The organism is Gloeocapsa sp. PCC 7428 (assembly GCF_000317555.1).
Taxonomy (GTDB): domain Bacteria; phylum Cyanobacteriota; class Cyanobacteriia; order Cyanobacteriales; family Chroococcidiopsidaceae; genus Chroogloeocystis.
Genome location: NC_019745.1, coordinates 3,974,363 through 3,993,138 on the forward strand (window position 1 = coordinate 3,974,363; position 18,776 = coordinate 3,993,138).

The following is an 18,776-nucleotide window of genomic DNA, read 5'->3' on the forward strand; positions in this document are numbered from 1 at the left end:
ACTAGGCGGTTGCTTTATAAAACATTCTTATATCATTCCGGCTAAATAACCAGAATAACAGTTGACAGTTGACAGTTGACAGTGAAGAGAGTGTGGGAAGATTTTGTCAACTCTCAACTCACCCTTCATCTTTACTGACCATTTTGTTAACACTACTCAACCGGATTTGATATTAGCAAGCAACATTATGCAAAGCTTGCAAGACTTAAGCATATAAGAACCTTAACACCCCTTCAGAATTTCATCATGAATGCATTTTGGCAACAATTTACCTTAACTCATGTACCGCTGCAAGATTGGCGTAGCGGAAGTTACTTACACCGATCAGTAGTTGGGATATTACGTTCGTGGCGACAAAGTAGCTTGCTGATGCAGTGGGCGGATGAAATTGCAGCAGTACTTTTGAGCTTAGTATTTGTCTTAGCACCTTTTGTATCGAGTACGCTTGTCGGCTTACTTTTAGCTGCTTGTGGCGGTTTTTGGTTATTGATTACGCTTACCGATCTCCGCGATCAGGCTAAGTTAACTCCTGTCCACCTCATCGTTTTACTTTACTGGGGAATTGCAACTGTCGCGACTGCGTTATCACCAGTAAAAACCGCAGCTTTTGTTGGATGGACAAAGCTAACGCTGTATCTCTTAATGTTTGCTTTAGCTGCGAGAGTTCTGCGATCGCCGCGAATTCGGAGTTGGATGATTGCAATCTACTTACATGTAGCGCTCATCGTCAGCGTCTATGGGCTACGACAATGGTTTTTTGGCGCAACTGCACTCGCAACTTGGGTAGATCCTGAGTCACCTTTATCGAAAACAACTCGCGTTTACAGTTATCTAGGTAATCCTAATTTACTTGCAGCATATCTTTTACCCGCGATCGCCTTGAGTGCAATGGCAATTTTTGCTTGGCGCGGCTGGATTCCTAAAGCCCTAGCACTCACAATGTTTTTAGTCAATAGTATTTGTTTAGTCTTAACGTTTAGTCGCGGTGGCTGGATTGGTTTACTCGCGTTAGCTGTCACTTTATTAGTGTTGCTGGTGTATTGGTTGAGTATTCAACTACCACCCTTTTGGCGCAAGTGGTCATTGCCTATTTTATTGGCAGGGATGCTGAGTGTTTTAATACTAGCGATATTGTTTGTAGAGCCTGTACGCGATCGCGTCTTGAGTATTTTTGCAGGACGCGGCGACAGCAGCAACAACTTCCGCATCAACGTTTGGCTAGCTGTCATTGAGATGATTCGCGATCGCCCAATTTTAGGCATTGGTCCTGGCAATAATGCCTTTAACTTGGTTTATCCACTCTACCAGCAGCCTAAATATACTGCATTGAGTGCCTACTCTGTTCCTCTAGAAATTGCGGTAGAAACTGGTTTAATTGGTTTATTCTGTTTCTTGTGGTTAATTGTTGTCCTCTTTAGTCAAGGATTAACGCAGTTGCAGCGCTTACGTCAACAAAATACGCGAGAAGGATTTTGGTTAATAGCGGCGATCGCAATTATGGTAGGTATGCTAGCCCACGGAACTGTAGATACCGTTTGGTACCGACCCGAAGTGAGTACGTTATGGTGGTTGATCGTTGCTTTAATTGCGAGTTATCTTCATGCTCCCGCATCACAACCAACACAAATTAACCCTGCAACAGTTACACAACAAACCTAATACATATCTATCAATTTATTCAATAACAAAACAAAGCCTTGGCTATATGAATTCCAAGGCTTTTTCATATTCAACGTATCTTATCTACTTCCCTATCAGTTTTTATCGCGCTCTTATATACGCAGAACTGTTTTAATGCACCCTAAAGATCGGAGAGTAGAAGCAAAATACCTTACGGTTCGCGGTACGTAGAGGAAGTTGTAGTTCCTACTGTATCAGGTTCGCGATAACGAGTCGGTTCTGATTTACGACCTGCTAAACCTGCTAAACCTGCTAAACCAATTAAGCCTAACCAACCCCAATCAAACCCGTCGTTCGTTTCAGTAGTCGTTGTTGTCGTCGGTGCTGTCGTAGTGGTAGTATCTGTCGTTCCTGGGGCAGTATTTGTTGTTTGTGCCGATACAGGAAGCGTAGAAGGTAGAACTGCTAAGCTTAGACCTAGTACACTAGCACCGAATATTTTAGATAACTGAGAACGTTTCATAGCTACAAACTCCTTGTCTCATCTCTCAATCCCTACCTTAACGATTGAGTACTTGAGTAAAATCACCCTTGAGCTATAAACCTTAGTTTTCCTGATGTACTACTCAAGAAATACGTGTCCAAATACAGGTCAGTTTACTTCTATCCTAAGGTGAAATGTACCTAATAGTTCTTCATAGCTCTTTGAATGTCTCGCTGGTCTTGACGACGCTTTAAATCTTCGCGTTTATCGTGGAGTTTTTTCCCTCTGCCAAGCGCAATGCTAACTTTGACTAAGCCTCGTTTCAAATACATTTTCAATGGTACTAAGGTTAAGCCTTGCTGTTCCACTTTTCCGATGAGCTTGCGAATTTCTTCTTTGTGCAACAATAACTTACGTGTCCGGCGCGGCTCATGATTGAAGTATTGTCCGCTACCTGTGTAAGGCGATATATTGACATTGAGTAACCAGGCTTCACCATTACGAATTAAAGCATAGCCATCTTGTAAGTTAACTTTACCTTGCCTTACTGACTTGACTTCTGTTCCCGTCAGTTGAACGCCTGCTTCATACGTTTCTAGTATCTCGTAAAGAAAACGCGCCTGCCGATTTTCGCTAATAACTTTATATCCGTCGTTGTCACTCATTGAAGACTTTTCCCACTGCCAACGGTAGATAAACACTACCTTCCTTTAACTGAAGTTAGCACTTTTCTACGACGCTTGGGCATACTCTAGCAAGATTGTAGTTACAAACTTCGCTGATACTACTCCTTGAGCGTCAAACAAGTATGATTTATCGTTAGATGCTCTACCGTACTAAGCAAAATTCTTAAAACATATTAATTCGTAATAGTTTGATAAAATTATACACAGGCAAATAAATTTTTTTTACGAGTTGAGAAGGCACTATTTCTTGCTTATATATTATTGGTGTGATTGTTTCAATACCAATTATTTTTCCTGCCTCTAAGAACAGATTATTCAATTAATTAAATAGTATTGTAACCTCTATTTGGGGATGCCGAGTTTTTAGTTTTCATATTAAAAGATTATTTGATATATCATTTTACATTAAATAATTAATACATGCAAACTATACTTTGTGTCGCTACTTAATTAACTAAATCTGTTGAAATAACTATTTAAAGTTATTGATAAAGCGCTCTTAGCTTTTATAAACTCTAAAAAATCTTCAAAAGGAGATGAAATATGCTACGCAGTTTATTGTTAAAAGCTTCTGCTTTTAGTCTTTGTTTTTTGTTTGGAATAGCAACTGAAGTTTATGCTAAACAATTTGATGAATCTACTCCAGCAACTCAAGCGAACAAAAATGAATTAAAACTTGCAGCATTCAATCCAGGAGTCATCAATAATTTACCCTCTGGACAAAGATGGCTACGACACGTTAACCAAGAAATTATGCCATTTTGGACAATGCAATCTGCCCTTGGCAACCCTGTAGGAAATTTTCCTACTTTTCGGTGTAATAATGGTTCGCTTTGGAATCCTAATAAACCTTGCCCAGAAATTTTGAATGCATCATCCTGGATTAAAAACGATCTTAATAAAGAATATATCGTAGCTAAGGCTCGGCAAACTTATGTTTATGGTGTTGCTTACCATCTTACTGGTAATGAAAGAATGCTTCAACTCGCAAGAAACGGGGTCAATTACATTAGAAAAAATGCGTTTGAAACTAATGGAAGTGTAGCAACTTATTTAGAAAATGGCATTCCTGGTCCTGCCGAACCGCAAAGAAACACTCAACACCTAGCATATGCTGGATTAGGTTTATCATTTTACTATTATTTAACTCGCGATGAAAATGTTTTACAGGATATTATTAAGCTTAAAAATAATATCTTTAACAATTACTACGATCCTAATTTAGGAATGCTGAAGTGGAGTCAAGTATCAAATATGAAGGATCTGACAGCACAACTTGATCAGCTAAATACTTATATGGTTTTAGTCACTCCTTTATTGCCAGAACCTCTCCAATCCCAATGGAAAGCAGATATGTTAAAGGTTGTGCAAATTATGAATGACAATTTTTACAGCACTAAACATAATTTATATTGGCGGCGAGGAAATGTAGATGAAAGTTTTTCAAACGTAGATTTGGGGCACACTTGTAAAGCTTTTTGGTTCATCTATTTAGTAGGAAAAATGACTAGTAATACAGGTTTAATGTCGTTCTCTGAAATTCAAGCTCCTAAAGTTTTGCAAAAAGCTTATATTAAGAATACCGGCTCTTGGGCAACGCTACTAAAACCTGATGGAGCAATTGATATTAATGGTAAGAAAGTCTCGTGGATGTACAACGAGATGAATCAAATGGCAGCCACTTTGAGTTTAAGCAATCCAGCTTTAACTGAATATTTAGTCCAAACCTATAAGTTTTGGTTAAACAATATGGTAGACTATCAATATTATGAAACTTATCCCGAAGTGACCGCATCAGGTGCCAAAGTTCAATATCGTCCCAAAATAGATGCGTGGAATCATGGTTATCATGCTGTAGAACAAGCATTAGTTGCTTACATAACAACTCAAGCCCTACAAAATAAACCTGTAGTTCTTCATTACGCTTATAAAGGACAGCCATCAACAGAAAGCATTCGTCCTTATTTTTATACAGGACTAATTCAAAATCAGCAAATTAGCAACTTGAATACTTTTCCGAATCGTAAAAGATATAAAATTACATTTACTAATATTCAGTAAAGGATAGATTTGTGTGTTTATGCGCAAAAGTTTGTGTTAATAATACTTGCTTAAAAAAACTCTACACCTGTATACGAGTTGAATTGTATTAATTTATCACAGCTAATAACTGATTTTATCAAAGCAACAATCAGTCAAGTTAATAGCTTGAGCAAAAAGCAGTTTAATTGTTGAAGGAAAAATGCAAAAATATGGATGTTTGAGCAAACTATAAAATAAGACAAGAGGAAAACTGTGCATTTATTGATTCCAGCCGCTGGAATAGGGCGTCGGATGGGGAGCGATCGCAATAAACTACTTTTGTCGTTGCGATCGCAACCTTTACTTTCCTGGACACTACTTGCTGCTGAAGCCAGTCAACAAATTAGTTGGATAGGTATTATTGCACAGCCGTCCGATTGGTTGGATATCAAAGAAATTTTGGCGAACGTATCGCTGACTAAACCGACGCAATTGATTGCAGGGGGAACAACACGTCAAGAATCAGTTTATAACGGCTTACAGGCGCTGCCAAGCGGCGCAAAACAAGTTTTGATTCACGATGGGGCGCGGTGTCTAGCGACTCCGGAATTACTCGATCGCTGTGCTGTGGAAATTCGCCATTATTCTGGTTTAATCGCGGCGATTCCAGTAAAAGACACGATTAAAGTTGTTGATGCAGCGCTCAATATTCAAAGTACACCTGAAAGACGACACCTTTGGGCAGCACAAACCCCACAAGCTTTTGATGTGGAGAAACTCAAACAATGTCATGAAGAAGCACGCCGCCAAGCGTGGGAGGTCACCGATGATGCCGCGTTGTTTGAAAAATGCGGGTTAACCGTCAAAATTGTAGAAGGCGAAGAAACAAACCTTAAACTGACAACTCCGGTCGATTTAGCGATCGCAGAATTTATTCTGCAACAAAGGCTACAAGATGTCACAACTTGTTAAAGATCTAGGCGAAAAAGCGCTGTTAGAGCGGTTGCAGCAATTTTGTCCGCCAGAAGTTGTTGGCGATGATGCAGCAGTCGTTGCAACGCAACCAGGAAAATCTTTGGTTGTGACAACCGATATGTTGGTCGATAAAGTTCATTTTAGCGATCGCACGACCTCTGCTGAAGATGCTGGGTGGCGGGCTGCTGCGGCTAACTTATCTGACTTAGCAGCGATGGGCGCTTCTCCGTTGGGAATTACAATTGCTTTAGGTCTTCCTGGCGATACTTCCATTACTTGGATTGAGCAACTCTATCAAGGAATCACCCAATGCTTGCAAAAGTTTGCTACTTGTGTGATGGGCGGCGATGTCTGTCGTTCTCCCGTAAAAACTATCGCAATTACAGCATTTGGCGAAGTTCATCCTGAGCATACTATTCGCCGTTCTACTGCTCAAGTTGGAGATGCGATCGTCGTTACTGGTGTACACGGTGCTTCGCGTGCTGGATTAGAGCTATTGCTACAGCCAGGATTAAGGCAAAAGTTGAGTAGCAGCGCCCAAAAAAAGCTCATACAAGCGCATCAACGCCCTCAACCTCGATTAGATGTGCTACCTGTCTTATGGGAGGTAATATGTCAAACCACAGATACCAACGCTCATATTCATGTTGCGGGAATGGACAGTAGTGACGGTTTAGCTGATGCTGTGTTGCAAATATGTCAAATGAGTCAAGTAGGTGCAAGAGTTGAATGCCGTCAAATTCCCCTTCCTGATGAGCTTAAAAACTGGTCATCCCAGCAAGCATTAGATTGGGCGCTGTATGGTGGTGAAGATTTCGAGTTAGTTTTATGCTTACTTCCCGATTTGGCGCAAGCGTTAGTACAGCGCTTAGGTAACGGTGCTGCGATTGTTGGTGAGATTACAGATGATTCTGAAGTTTATCTCGTTGACCAAACAGGAAAAACCCCCGATGAAGTTCTTAGCCTCAAACGGGGATTTCAACATTTTTAGGTTTTCCAGCCAAGATCGATATCAGTATTCTCGCTGACCTCTGACCCCTCTCATTATTTCCACTTTTGGGCGACAAGTTCAGCTAAATCTAGCACACGCTGACTGTAGCCCCATTCGTTGTCGTACCATGCCATGACTTTTACCATGTCACCACCCATAACTAAGGTCAAACTAGCATCGACAATTGAGGAGGCATCATGACCTTGATAATCTGAGGAAACGAGTGGTAAGTCACTGTATGCCAAAATACCTTTGAGCGAGTTTTCCGCAGCATCTTGAAGTGCTTGGTTAACTTCTTCTGCAAAAGTTGCTTTCTCAACTTGAATGACAAAATCTACCATGGATACGTTGGGAGTGGGTACGCGCAACGCAACGCCATTAAGCTTACCCTTAAGATCTGGCAAGACTAGCGCAACTGCTTTAGCGGCTCCTGTCGAAGTTGGGACAATGTTCATCGCCGCTGCTCTGGCTCGGCGTACATCGCGGTGACTCGCATCGAGTAAACGCTGATCTCCGGTGTAGCTGTGCGTGGTGGTCATTGTGCCTTTAATGATGCCAAATTTTTCATGGAGAACTTTGGCGATCGGCGCAAGACAGTTAGTCGTACAACTTGCGTTGCTGATGATCGTGTGTTTATCGTGGTCGTAGTCATGATGATTCACACCAACGACAAACGTACCGTCATCGTTTTTTCCTGGAGCAGTAATCAGAACTTTTTTAGCGCCAGCGTTTAAATGCTTTGTTGCCCCTTCTCGGCTGGTAAAAACACCTGTTGATTCAATAATCAGGTCAATTTCCCATTCTTTCCAAGGCAAGTTTTCTGGATTGCGATCTGATGTGCATTTAACGGTCTTGCCATTAACGATGATTGAATTATCATCTGCACTGATATCAGCATTTTTCAACGTCCCCAGCATCGTGTCATACTTCAGCAAGTGAGCGTTGGTTCGTGGGTCAGAAGTATCGTTGATAGCGACGAGATCGATGTTGCTATTTTCTCGACCTACCCAGCAGCGCATAAAGTTGCGCCCGATGCGTCCAAAACCGTTGATCGCGACTCTAATCACAGCGTCTTGCCCTCTGGTATCTACTAAACAATGATTACCTATTCTTGAAGCAGATCATATCGCAAAGGGTGATACATTATAACTTGCGCATGGCAAGACTATAAAAAATATTAGAATTTATCAAAAATCAACGTGAGTAGAGCTTATATTTTTTAATGTAAAGTCGCACAGCTTCTGGCACTAGATAACGAATTGACAAGCGATCGCGGCACAATGCCCGAATTAAGCTCGATGAAATTCCGACATACGGTAGATGCAAGACTTGCCAGTCAATACTTAACCCTTGCGATTCTAATTTTTGCACAATTTGTTCGCAAAGTAACTGACTGTGGGTTGCGATCGCTTTAGACTGCTCTAGCTTGAGCGTCGCTGGTAGTCGGGGTGCAACTAACCATTGACACTCAGTCGCGAGTTCTTGGCGACGATACCAACGCGGCAAAGTCTCAAACGCGTCTAAACCAACAATCCAAGACCACTGATTATTCGGGTAAAGTGTTTTGAGGTCGATGAGAGTCTGAATTGCATAAGACTTTTCAGTACTGTTTACTGTTGCGGGAGCAATTTTAAATGCCGGATTATCGGCGATCGCCATTTGCACCATTTGCCAACGATGCTCGAAGGCTGTTGCATTTTTGTAGTGTGGATAGCGCGTAGGAACCCAAATAACTTGCTTGAGATTCGCTTGGCTGACAGCGGCTTCTGCAATCAGCAAATGTCCCCAATGTACTGGATCGAAAGTGCCTCCCAAAATTCCTACTTTATGCCTTGAGTACTGCATTGAATCGCGTAGCGCATTAAGGTTCAAAAGTTAGTATCGCTAATTTTTAACTTTAGTGATTTAATACAGGGCAAATGATTCACTCAGGATATAACGATAGCTATTTGTCCGCCAGAAAAATGACTTCCTATTTCTTAAGGAGTGTACTGAAGCTGAAAAAGTAGCAATAAATATAACTCTACGTAGAGTGAGAAATCTCAAATAAGAGAGTTCCCGAAAAAAAGAAATTCTTGATATGATATCGCCTAACATTTGTGCAGTATGCTGTGGTGTGGTGTGGAAGGAGCAAAAATGCTACTGAATTCTGTTGATTTTAGCGGTAAGCCATTTCATTTTATTGGTATTGGCGGCATCGGTATGTCTGCCCTTGCGTATATTCTTGCTAAGCGGAACATCCCTGTATCAGGCTCGGATATTCGTTCAAGTCACATTACGCAACGATTGCAGGCATTAGGGGTCAGTATTTTTGATCAGCAAGAAGCGACAAATCTGACGTTTTTCTTGCCACAAACTTCGCCTGATTGTCAAGAATTGCTAACGCCGAGAAGCCGAGCAAATAGTACTTCGGTACTAATAACACCCTATAACTCAGTAGAAAGTATAGCTACCAATACACACACAAGTTTACCGCAAGTTATTTGTTCAACTGCTATTAATACAGCTAATTTAGAGTATCGCGCCGCCCTTGATTTGGGGTGTCCTATATTTCATCGCGCAGACCTTTTAGCAGCACTTATTAAAGATTATCAAAGTATCGCTGTTGCGGGAACGCACGGTAAAACAACGACAAGTAGCATGATTGGCTATATGCTACTGCAAGCAGGACTTGACCCGACAATTGTTGTTGGCGGCGAAGTGAATGCTTGGGAAGGAAATGCCAGACTAGGGCAAAGCGAATATCTTGTCGCCGAAGCCGATGAATCGGACGGTTCACTCGTGAAACTTTCTGCGGCGATTGGTGTTGTTACTAATATTGAATTGGACCATCCCGACCATTACGGGACGTTAGAAGAAGTTGTACAAACGTTCCAAGTGTTTGCCGATCGCTGTCAAACGTTAGTCGGGTGCATTGATTGTGAAACTGTACGCGATCGCATCCGCCCTTCAATTAGCTATAGCCTCGATTCCAATACCAACGCAGATTATACCGTTACCGATGTCGAGTATGGTGCAGAGGGTACGATCGCGCGCGTCTGGGAAAAAGGCGAAGTACTCGGTGTTCTTAACCTCCGGCTATTAGGTCAGCATAACCTCAGTAATGCGCTAGCTGCGATCGCGGTTGGTAGATTGCTAGGGTTAGACTTTGCAACAATTTCCGCTAGTATCGCCTCGTTTACAGGCGCTCGCCGTCGCTTTGAACTGCGTGGAGAAACGAACGGTATTTTATTTATCGATGACTACGCGCATCACCCAAGCGAAATTCGTGCTACTCTAGCTGCGGCTCGTTTACAGGCAAAAGAAAACGTCAAGATCGTTGCGGTGTTTCAACCACATCGTTACAGTCGCACGCTGGCGTTTTTACCAGAGTTTGCTCAATCTTTTAACCATGCTGATATTGCGGTAATTAGCGAGATTTACAGTGCAGGCGAACCTAATCTAGGGCAAATTAGTGGAGAGAAACTTGCAGCGATGGTAGCCGAACATCATCCGCAAGTGAGCTTTCAGCCAACTCTGACAGCGGTTTGTGAATACCTCACTCAAACATTACAGCCAGGAGACATAGCTCTATTTCTTGGGGCTGGAAACTTAAATCAAGTTATTCCAGAGGTGATGAACTCGATTCGCCAATTAAGGGGAGCCGAGGAGCTTTGATCCGCAAGAAACCTTAAGTTGATCGCTCGCTTTCGTGGTTTAAATTCATTCTCCTCATATCTCCACCTCGATTTATTGTGCTGTTATGAATATTTCGCAAGCAAACCTGGATTCTATCGATAGTAAGGCTTCGCCTTTAATTGTGACAAAAGTACAGCAATTAAGCGCTAGTGAGGCTAAATCTATATATTTACCTAATACTAACTGTGTTATCAAATCGCAAATTCCGCTAGCAACGCTGACCTCGTTTCGCGTCGGTGGTCCCGCACAATGGTATGTCGCACCGCGTAATCTAGAAGAATTACAAGCAAGTTTTGCGTGGGCTAACGCCGAAGGTTTAGCTGTAACACTATTAGGTGCAGGTTCTAATTTACTCGTCAGCGATCGCGGAATTCCTGGGTTAGTCATTGGGACGCGTCATTTGCGTCATACTGAATTTAACTTCATGACTGGTCAAGTCACAGTTGCTGCGGGAGAACCTTTACCACGTTTAGCATGGCAAGCGGCTGAACGCGGCTGGCAAGGCTTAGAATGGGCTGTAGGTATTCCTGGTAGCGTCGGGGGCGCGGTAGTCATGAACGCTGGCGCGCATAAAAGTTGTATCGCTGATATCTTGGTAAGCGCTCAGGTTCTTTCTCCTAACGGTGAGGTAGAAACGCTCGCGCCGGAGCAATTAGAATACCGCTATCGGACATCGGTGCTGCAAGCAAATATCGCTGCTGGCTTGGGTAAACCTTTACGTTTAGTGACTCAAGCCACCTTTCAACTGCAACCAGGTGCTGACCCTGAGCAGGTTCTAGCAACCACTAGCCAACACCTCGAACAACGCCGCACAAGCCAACCGTACCATCTGCCAAGTTGTGGTAGCGTGTTCCGCAATCCTTTACCGTATACTGCCGGATGGTTAATCGAGCAAACAGGTCTTAAAGGCTACAAAATCGGTGGCGCGCAAATCGCTGAACGCCACGCCAACTTTATTCTTAACTGTGGCGGTGCTAAAGCCAGCGACATTTTGCAGTTAATTAACTATGTTCAAGACCAAGTACAGCAGCATTGGTCCATTTTGTTAGAGCCAGAAGTAAAAATCTTGGGTGAATTGGACTAGAAAAAGCCGGAATCAGCGCTATTTTCTAACGCTTGTGTCATTCCTGACCTCGGATCTCAGACCTCTGACCCCTTCCCAAATTCGCTCAACTCGATATCAGGGCATCTATAATTTAATGGAACTTTGTATCCAATTTGCAACGCGGTCAATCTTTATATGACACAAGGAAAAGGTTTTGGCTTCGGTATAGGAAAAATGAAAGAACTAGCCGATGCTTTTAAAAAGGCACAACAAGTACAAGAAGGTGCCAAAAGGCTCCAAGAAGAACTTGAGCAAATGCAAATCGCTGGCGAAGCTGGCGGTGGGTTAGTTAAGGTCGTCCTTAGCGGTAACCAAGAGCCTCAGAGTGTTGAAATAGCCCCAGAAGCACTCAATGAAGGTGCTGAAGTACTTTCGGATCTAATAACCATAGCTATGAAAGATGCTTACAATAAATCTACCGCTACAATGCGCGAACGCATGGAAGAATTAACAAGCGGTTTAGAATTGCCAGGAATGGGAATGTAAACTAAGAGCTAGGGGCGAGGAGCAAGGGGTGAGTGAAAGAGTAACTAGTGGCTAGTGAAAGAGTTTTAAATTTTAAGTTTTGAGTTTTGGAAAGCAAAGAAAGGTGCCAGAGGCATTTATTAAAAGAAGTGTCTTAACTCATAACTATTTTAAACTTATAACTCTCAACGAGTAACTCATCGCTCTAACTACTATCCTCTGCTTTCCGTCCCCCTGACCTCCGACCTCTGACCTCTGATCCCTCAAAATGCCTTACAAACTGCTATTTGTTTGTCTTGGAAATATCTGTCGTTCTCCGGCGGCGGAGAATATCATGAATCATCTACTTGATAAGGAAAACCTCAACGGAAGTATTATTTGTGACTCAGCAGGTACAGGTGGTTATCACATCGGAAGTTCACCAGATCGACGCATGGCGATCGCCGCAGCGAGTAAGCTGGGAATTAAACTCCAAGGAAGTGCGCGGAAGTTACATAGGTCTGATTTGGAAGAATTTGATTTAATTCTGGCAATGGATCGCGAAAATTACCAAGATATTCTCGCACTTGATCGCACTGGTCAATATCGCGAGAAAGTACGGTTAATGTGTGACTATTGCTCGCAGCATAACATTGAAGAAGTCCCAGACCCTTATTATGGAGGCGCACAAGGCTTTAACTACGTTATTGATATTCTCCTTGATGCTTGCACTGGCTTACTTCAAGAAGTTAAAGACGTATAATCCTTGAATCATTATTAGACCTCCTGCATGAATGTGATTGTGAATAAATTCGCAGCTAATTAAAGCCTGTCTACTTCCGTAGACTACGGGTAAGGCATGCCTTACCCTCTTAAAAGTCTTGTTTAAGTGTACGAAGGTACACTTTGTTTTGTAGCCCCCAACTTCAGTTGGAAGGCATTTGTGATTCATGCAGGAAGTCTATTGTAATAGGCGGTATTTCATCACAAAACCAACTAATTCGGCACGATTACTCGTTGACGTTTTCCGAAACAAGCTACTGACATATTTTTCAACTGTCCGCGGACTGAGGTGCAATCGACTGCCAATTTCAGCGTTGGAAAGACCATGCGTTAGTAAAACGGCGACTTGTTGTTCGCGTTGAGTTAGCTTGATAGGAACTTCTAGCGTTTCCCCTTCGTGTCCTAAAGTGTGGGAATTCGCCCGTAAACCTTCTTCATACGACAAACGCGCCTCGGATTGAATGATTTGCGATCGCTCTAGCAAATTACGAATCGCAGCCCCAAGTTCATTTAATTCAAAAGGTTTAGGTAGATATAAATCAGCCCCCGATTGATAACCAGCGATTCTTTCTTCGGTTTTATTTCTTGCTGTTAAAAATATCACAGGTAACAAGCGAAACTTGGGATGCTGACGAACATGACGCACTAACTCATAGCCATTCATTCGTGGCATGACAATATCTGTCACCATTAAGTGAGGATGGTATGTTTCTACCATCGCCAACGCTTCTTGACCATCAGCTGCTGTTAGCACTGAATAGCCAGACATTTCCAAGTAGTCGCTGATCGACAAACGAGTTCCGAGATCGTCATCAACGACGAGAAGCGTCAAAGGCATGGATAATACGTAGTTAGCATTTCTAACCAAGGAACATATCGAAATGGGTGCATTCTACAACCGCAAGTACATATAAAGGTTGTTCATACATTGTATTAATAATCTTAAACTAAAGCTAATAATTCATCTTCTAACGAAGGTTAGGTTTGAAATTTAAACAAAAAATCACTCTTCACGCTGATTGTTTCCACTTATGGTTATGAGCGATACTCTAATAAAAAACTACCACTCGATAAAAATCAATACAAGAATCAAGTGGAAAGCTGATTGATGTGATTGCGCTAAATTATTAACGTGCAGTTTAACTGTCTAACGCGCCGTTGACTCTACCATTGAAGCCATAGATGTGACGACTGCCAACCACAGGGACTAAAACCACTTCTTTCTCGTCTCCAGGTTCAAAGCGTACTGCTGTACCCGCAGGAATATCAAGCCGCATCCCGCGCGCGCGATCGCGCTCAAAGTCTAACGCTTGATTTACTTCATAAAAATGAAAGTGCGAACCAACTTGAATAGGGCGATCGCCGCGATTAGCAACTTTAATTCGTATGGTTTGACGCCCCGCATTGAGTTCTATATCACCTTGTTGTACTAACAACTCTCCTGGAATCATTGCTCTGGAATTAATATAGACGTTCTTGAATTCTACTCTTCTATTTACTTCAGGACAAACTCATAGCACTTAATTAGCTGAGAGTGAATTTTCAAGCCCTAAAATTATTCAAATTTCACCGTATCAGCGGATTATTTTACTTTGTTATAACTATTCTTTTTCTATTACTTGCAGCAATGGCTAATGTTTCAAGCATTGTAGCTTTGATAAACAAATTAACCAATTTCCTATTTAATTAAATACAAAAAATCAAAATTAGAGAAAACTTCCACGCGCCAGTATCCCCCTATATCTTCGTTTTTAAAAATCAAATATGTACAGTTTAAATCAGCGAATGGGATTATGAACGGTAACGAGTTTTGTTCCGTCAGGAAATGTTGCTTCAACTTGCACCTCTAGAATCATTTCTGCAACACCATCCATAACATCTTCGCGTGTCAACAAATTTGTGCCAGAACTCATCAATTCTGCAACCGTACGTCCGTCGCGCGCGCCTTCTAAAATTGCCGCAGAAATATAAGCTACCGCTTCGGGATAATTTAATTTTAAGCCTCTTTGTTTGCGTCGTTCGGCGAGTAAAGCAGCAGTAAAAATAAGTAGCTTATCTTTTTCCTGTGGTGTCAGTTGCATAGAAGTCAGTTCCTTTCAATTTGCCAAACCCGCGATTGATAGCCTGGTTTTCCTAGAGAAGATAATCGTAGCAAATGCCAAACCTCAGTAAACCATTGGCGCACCTCGGTTGTCGAGTCACCGCGATAGCGACAGAGTAAACCTGTCGTTAAACGCGTAACACCTGTTTCGCCTTGATCTACGGTAGATAGCATTCTCACCTTTTCTACCACGTCAGCGGATACAGGTTGTCCAATCCAAACAAAACTGCCAATGATCGATTTTCCAGCTAAACCATGAGGACTATCGATAACTTTCACATCTGGGCGTAACTGTTGGCGATCTATCCATAAAGGACGTTGTTGCTGCCAAACTTCGGTATGCGATCGCCAGTTTCCCTGTAAAAACTTTTCTCCCCTAGCACTGCGACCAAAGCGGGTAATTTCCCAGCCTGTCCAGGTAGCACCTGGTGCTAATTCTACGCGTAAATCCTGCCGGTAAATTGCACCATTGAATACAATTGTTTCTTGCGGAAACCACTCTAAACAAGCATTACTGTCAACTTGTACCTGAATATTCTGCCTAGCTTCCCAGCCATTACTGCGATAAATCTTACTGGCGGCGGCGGTTGTAATAAGTGTGTGCGCGTTTTGTTGTAGGTGAAAATTAAGCGAAAGCTTGTCGCCACCGACAACACCACCAGCCGTGTGTAAAATGACGCTATGACAAACTTCTGCGCCTTCGGGATAAAAAGGTCTTTGGACTTTTAACGGTGCTTGCATTTGCTGATGAGTTACTGTCGTCGCACCATCAACACAGGTGTATACCATATTTAAGCTACCGTGCCAAGAATTAGGCTCCTGAGAATTGTTGAGTTCTAGCAAGCGCGACATGTTTTGATGACCTTATGCAGGTAGTGTGACACGTTAGGCACAAATCTTTTGAATTCTATAGCGTAAATTTGCTTAATTATAAAAGTTGAAATCATGAACCTAGCAAGCTTTCTCAGTAAGATCTCGGTTGGATGCTTTGCTAAGTTAGCGCTAGTTTTCTTGTCATGGTGAATTATCTACAATCTGCAATTGTGTCATCAGTAAATATGAAACGAAGTCATCCATTGACGGACTATGTATTTTAGTTTGCGACAATGGAGCATAATTGGCAGCTTGAGCATATGGATATTAGCAGCAACTCAATCAAACGCTGCTACTGGGAAGTTTTCCCTTTCAGTTCTCAATTCTGAGGGAGAACCTACAGAAAAATGTCTGTTCACTGGGGATAGCGGGGCAAGTCACACTCCTATTCAGCAACGCGTTGAACAAAGTCCAATATTAATTGCTGCACCTGAAAACTTCAATCCCAGCCTGCGATCGCCGCCGCCACCACCACCAAAACCTCCACAAGATTTAAGCGTACCACCTACAGTTACCGAATCAACGACAGCACCTGTCTTAGAAAGTATTCAAACTGACTTTCGTCATCAGACAGATAACTTTGGCGATCGCAATTTATTGATTGAGCCAACAATCCAGTTTCGTCTATCTAATGATGCAACTCTCACGTTCAAGACAGGATTTAATTATTTTGACGAACCGACTCTTGCATCGATTACAAATATTCCGTTTCAAGTAGGATGGGCGGGAAAAGTTGGTGGGATGACACTACAAACCGCAGTAGGGGTTGATATATTCGATCGTCTACCGCCAGCACTCAATTTTAGTGCGAAACTTGATGCTCCAATTGTCGTAAAAGTTGCACCTTCCGGTGAATTGCGATCGGGTGTTGTCTTATCAGCGGCTTTAGAACAGGGTTCGTATAAATTTAATGCGCAAACGTTAGAAAATCAAATTACAGCTTGGCGATTAGGACCAAGTTTATATTGGCAAATTGATCGCGATACCAGCTTTTTCTCGACATTGCGCTGGGGTAGTTACAACGATGGTAATTCAGAGTGGCAATCTTTTAGTCGGTTAGAGCGTCAATTTGGTCAATTTAGCGTTGCAGCAAATTTATTCACTTGGAATTATGCAAACAACTTTGAACGCACGAGTGGTTACTTTTCGCCACTAGATTTTTTAGTTTATAACGCTGAGCTAGCTTGGGAAGGAGACGTTTTTAATTTTTTACGTTGCCGACTTGCGGCTAATTTAGGACAACAACGCCTGCGAGGAGAAATGGACAACGCGAATAGTTATCAAGCGCGATGTACAGCAAAAATTTCTCATGATATTGAAGCAGACCTTGGTTATAGCTTTAGTAACGTCCGCAATCAAGATACTGGCGGTAGTGCTTACGGTGGCAGTTCGCTTACAGGTCAAGTGCGGATTAGCTTTTAGTATCGGTGTGTTCATTCTATTTTGCAACTGGGAAGAATGAAGTCGTAAGGCGGGTCAAGTGAAAAACTTGCAAACTTAATGAGGCTTCACTTTCATGAATTCTGATTTTGAACCACCACCGAAAGGGTTGTCAGTTCTTGCTTCCGTAGGAGGAGTGGTTACGGCTGTGATTGCGATCGCGCAATTTAATTCTTGGTCAAAGCATCTGTATCAAACTGCTAAGTTACCAGAATCTGAGCGCGTTATGGTTGCCAGTGCCAATACGATTGATATTGCAGCGCTTGATGCCAAATCAGTCGTTTTCCCAGGACAACCAACTAGCGTTAGTCAGGTAACAACACCGTATATTGCACCGCAAGTCGGAATCACTGCCGAGGAAATGGCGATCGCGCGTCAAGCTTGGTTGTATTTTCAGCGCAATTGGAATGCACAAACAGGTTTAGTCAATTCTGCCGATGGTTTTGCCTCGGTGACGATGTGGGATCAAGCCGCCGCGATCGCCGCTTTGGTGAGTGCAAGAGAGTTAAATATCGTATCCGCAACAGAATTTGAAACTAAGATGCGCCGGATGTTAGCAACACTCGCCGCAATGCCGTTGTATAAAAAAGAATTGCCAAATAAAGTTTACAACGCAAAAACCTTACTTCCTGTTAACTATGGTCAATTAGATAAACGCGAAGAAATTGGGTGGTCAGCACTCGATCTAGGACGAATGGCGATGTGGCTAAAAATTGTTGGGGCAAGATATCCCGCGTTGCGATCGCTAACTGAAAAGGTTTGGCAGTCCTGGCGAGTGGATCGCTTAACTAAAAATGGGCAGATGTATGGTACATCAATTGTCAATGGTAAAGAACAATACAACCAAGAAGGACGCTTAGGTTACGAAAACTATGCGGCTTTTGGTTTAAAACTTTGGGGTTTAGATGTCAAACGTGCCTTAGATTATCAGTCGCATACTGCGTTTGTGAATCTTTACGGACAAGGAGTTCCTTACGATCGCCGCGATTATAAAACTTCGGGAGCAAATAACTACGTCCTCAGCGAGCCTTTTATATTAGATGGTATTGAAACTGGATTTCAAGCTTTGCCTAAAGCTTATGCTGACCGCGTGTTAGCTGCCCAAGAAGCCCGCTATCGTGCGACAAAACAGCTAACTGCTGTAACCGAAGATAACCTCGATCGCCCACCTTACTTTGTCTACAGTAGCTTATTCGTCAACGGACAACCTTGGGCAACAATCACCGATACGCGACAACAACACAACAATTTGCGGTTTGTGAGTGCTAAAGCAGCGATCGGTTGGCATATGCTGTACAACACGACCTACACGCGCCAATTGTACAATTTCGTGCAAGCAAATCTGAAATCTAACGGTGGCTGGTACAACGGCTTTTATGAATCGCTGCGTCAGCCTAACCGCGCACTAACCGCGAATAACAACGGCGTGATTCTAGAAAGTTTACTTTACAAACAAGTTGGAAAACCACTGATTGTTTGGGCAGGTATTAGTTTGGAGGAGCGAGGACTGAGGAGTGAGGGGCGAAGAGTACCGATAACTCGACACTAATTGTTTTTTGGTTTTCGCTGTCTTT

General features: G+C 42.5%; 18 protein-coding genes. 10 read left to right on the forward strand and 8 right to left on the reverse strand.

What is annotated here, in order from left to right; genetic code table 11:
* The first annotated feature begins 246 nt into the window (after positions 1-246).
* Positions 247-1,659: an IctB family putative bicarbonate transporter gene (locus GLO7428_RS17610; protein ID WP_015189924.1), complete on the forward strand. Its 1,413-nt coding sequence runs from the start codon at positions 247-249 to the stop codon at positions 1,657-1,659.
* Between the two features lie 172 nt (positions 1,660-1,831).
* On the opposite strand, the gene GLO7428_RS17615 is transcribed toward GLO7428_RS17610, so the two are convergent.
* Positions 1,832-2,143, reverse strand: a complete 312-nt coding sequence (locus GLO7428_RS17615) for a WGxxGxxG family protein (RefSeq protein WP_015189925.1) — start codon at positions 2,141-2,143, stop codon at positions 1,832-1,834.
* Between the two features lie 161 nt (positions 2,144-2,304).
* Positions 2,305-2,769: an SsrA-binding protein SmpB gene (smpB, locus tag GLO7428_RS17620; protein WP_041918683.1), complete on the reverse strand. Its 465-nt coding sequence runs from the start codon at positions 2,767-2,769 to the stop codon at positions 2,305-2,307.
* Between the two features lie 564 nt (positions 2,770-3,333).
* Here smpB and GLO7428_RS17625 point away from each other — a divergent pair.
* From GLO7428_RS17625 to thiL, 3 genes are all read left to right on the forward strand, one after another.
* Positions 3,334-4,851, forward strand: a complete 1,518-nt coding sequence (locus GLO7428_RS17625) for an AGE family epimerase/isomerase (protein WP_015189927.1) — start codon at positions 3,334-3,336, stop codon at positions 4,849-4,851.
* A 234-nt stretch (positions 4,852-5,085) separates the two neighbouring features.
* Complete coding sequence (gene ispD, locus GLO7428_RS17630) at positions 5,086-5,784, forward strand: 2-C-methyl-D-erythritol 4-phosphate cytidylyltransferase (protein ID WP_015189928.1); 699 nt, start codon at positions 5,086-5,088, stop codon at positions 5,782-5,784.
* Complete coding sequence (gene thiL / locus GLO7428_RS17635) at positions 5,768-6,778, forward strand: thiamine-phosphate kinase (protein ID WP_015189929.1); 1,011 nt, start codon at positions 5,768-5,770, stop codon at positions 6,776-6,778. Before ispD ends, thiL begins: the two co-directional genes overlap by 17 nt.
* A 53-nt stretch (positions 6,779-6,831) precedes the next feature.
* Here the strand turns inward: thiL and GLO7428_RS17640 are convergent, their stop codons facing one another.
* Positions 6,832-7,845, reverse strand: coding sequence for a type I glyceraldehyde-3-phosphate dehydrogenase (locus GLO7428_RS17640; RefSeq protein WP_015189930.1), 1,014 nt, complete (start codon positions 7,843-7,845; stop codon positions 6,832-6,834).
* Positions 7,846-7,972: 127 nt separating this feature from the next.
* The gene (gene nadD, locus GLO7428_RS17645) at positions 7,973-8,623 is read right to left on the reverse strand and encodes a nicotinate (nicotinamide) nucleotide adenylyltransferase (RefSeq protein ID WP_015189931.1); all 651 of its coding nucleotides are present in this window, start codon (positions 8,621-8,623) and stop codon (positions 7,973-7,975) included.
* Between the two features lie 291 nt (positions 8,624-8,914).
* On the opposite strand from nadD, the gene murC reads away from it, so the two are divergent.
* The 4 genes from murC (at position 8,915) to GLO7428_RS17665 (ending at position 12,768) form a co-directional block, all read left to right on the forward strand.
* Positions 8,915-10,435 carry a UDP-N-acetylmuramate--L-alanine ligase gene (gene murC, locus GLO7428_RS17650; protein ID WP_015189932.1) on the forward strand — a complete coding sequence of 507 codons (1,521 nt, stop codon included), beginning with the start codon at positions 8,915-8,917 and terminating at the stop codon, positions 10,433-10,435.
* A gap of 85 nt (positions 10,436-10,520) precedes the next feature.
* The gene (gene murB, locus GLO7428_RS17655; protein WP_015189933.1) at positions 10,521-11,540 is read left to right on the forward strand and encodes a UDP-N-acetylmuramate dehydrogenase; all 1,020 of its coding nucleotides are present in this window, start codon (positions 10,521-10,523) and stop codon (positions 11,538-11,540) included.
* 156 nt (positions 11,541-11,696) lie between these two features.
* Positions 11,697-12,047: a YbaB/EbfC family nucleoid-associated protein gene (locus tag GLO7428_RS17660; protein WP_015189934.1), complete on the forward strand. Its 351-nt coding sequence runs from the start codon at positions 11,697-11,699 to the stop codon at positions 12,045-12,047.
* Positions 12,048-12,294: 247 nt separating this feature from the next.
* A complete protein-coding gene (locus GLO7428_RS17665) occupies positions 12,295-12,768 on the forward strand; it encodes a low molecular weight protein-tyrosine-phosphatase (protein WP_015189935.1) in 474 nt (157 codons plus the stop codon).
* A gap of 198 nt (positions 12,769-12,966) precedes the next feature.
* On the opposite strand, the gene GLO7428_RS17670 is transcribed toward GLO7428_RS17665, so the two are convergent.
* The 4 genes from GLO7428_RS17670 to GLO7428_RS17685 all read right to left on the reverse strand — a co-directional run bounded on the left by GLO7428_RS17670 (position 12,967) and on the right by GLO7428_RS17685 (position 15,741).
* Positions 12,967-13,626, reverse strand: a complete 660-nt coding sequence (locus GLO7428_RS17670; protein ID WP_015189936.1) for a response regulator transcription factor — start codon at positions 13,624-13,626, stop codon at positions 12,967-12,969.
* A gap of 301 nt (positions 13,627-13,927) precedes the next feature.
* On the reverse strand, positions 13,928-14,239 hold the full coding sequence (locus GLO7428_RS17675; RefSeq protein ID WP_015189937.1) for an urease subunit beta: 312 nt from the start codon (positions 14,237-14,239) through the stop codon (positions 13,928-13,930).
* 327 nt (positions 14,240-14,566) lie between these two features.
* Positions 14,567-14,869, reverse strand: coding sequence for an urease subunit gamma (ureA, locus tag GLO7428_RS17680; RefSeq protein ID WP_015189938.1), 303 nt, complete (start codon positions 14,867-14,869; stop codon positions 14,567-14,569).
* A gap of 5 nt (positions 14,870-14,874) precedes the next feature.
* Complete coding sequence (locus GLO7428_RS17685) at positions 14,875-15,741, reverse strand: urease accessory protein UreD (RefSeq protein ID WP_015189939.1); 867 nt, start codon at positions 15,739-15,741, stop codon at positions 14,875-14,877.
* 234 nt (positions 15,742-15,975) lie between these two features.
* On the opposite strand from GLO7428_RS17685, the gene GLO7428_RS17690 reads away from it, so the two are divergent.
* Both GLO7428_RS17690 and GLO7428_RS17695 read left to right on the forward strand, forming a co-directional pair.
* A complete protein-coding gene (locus GLO7428_RS17690) occupies positions 15,976-17,184 on the forward strand; it encodes a hypothetical protein (RefSeq protein ID WP_015189940.1) in 1,209 nt (402 codons plus the stop codon).
* A gap of 94 nt (positions 17,185-17,278) precedes the next feature.
* Positions 17,279-18,751: a DUF3131 domain-containing protein gene (locus GLO7428_RS17695; RefSeq protein WP_015189941.1), complete on the forward strand. Its 1,473-nt coding sequence runs from the start codon at positions 17,279-17,281 to the stop codon at positions 18,749-18,751.
* Positions 18,752-18,776: the final 25 nt, after the last annotated feature.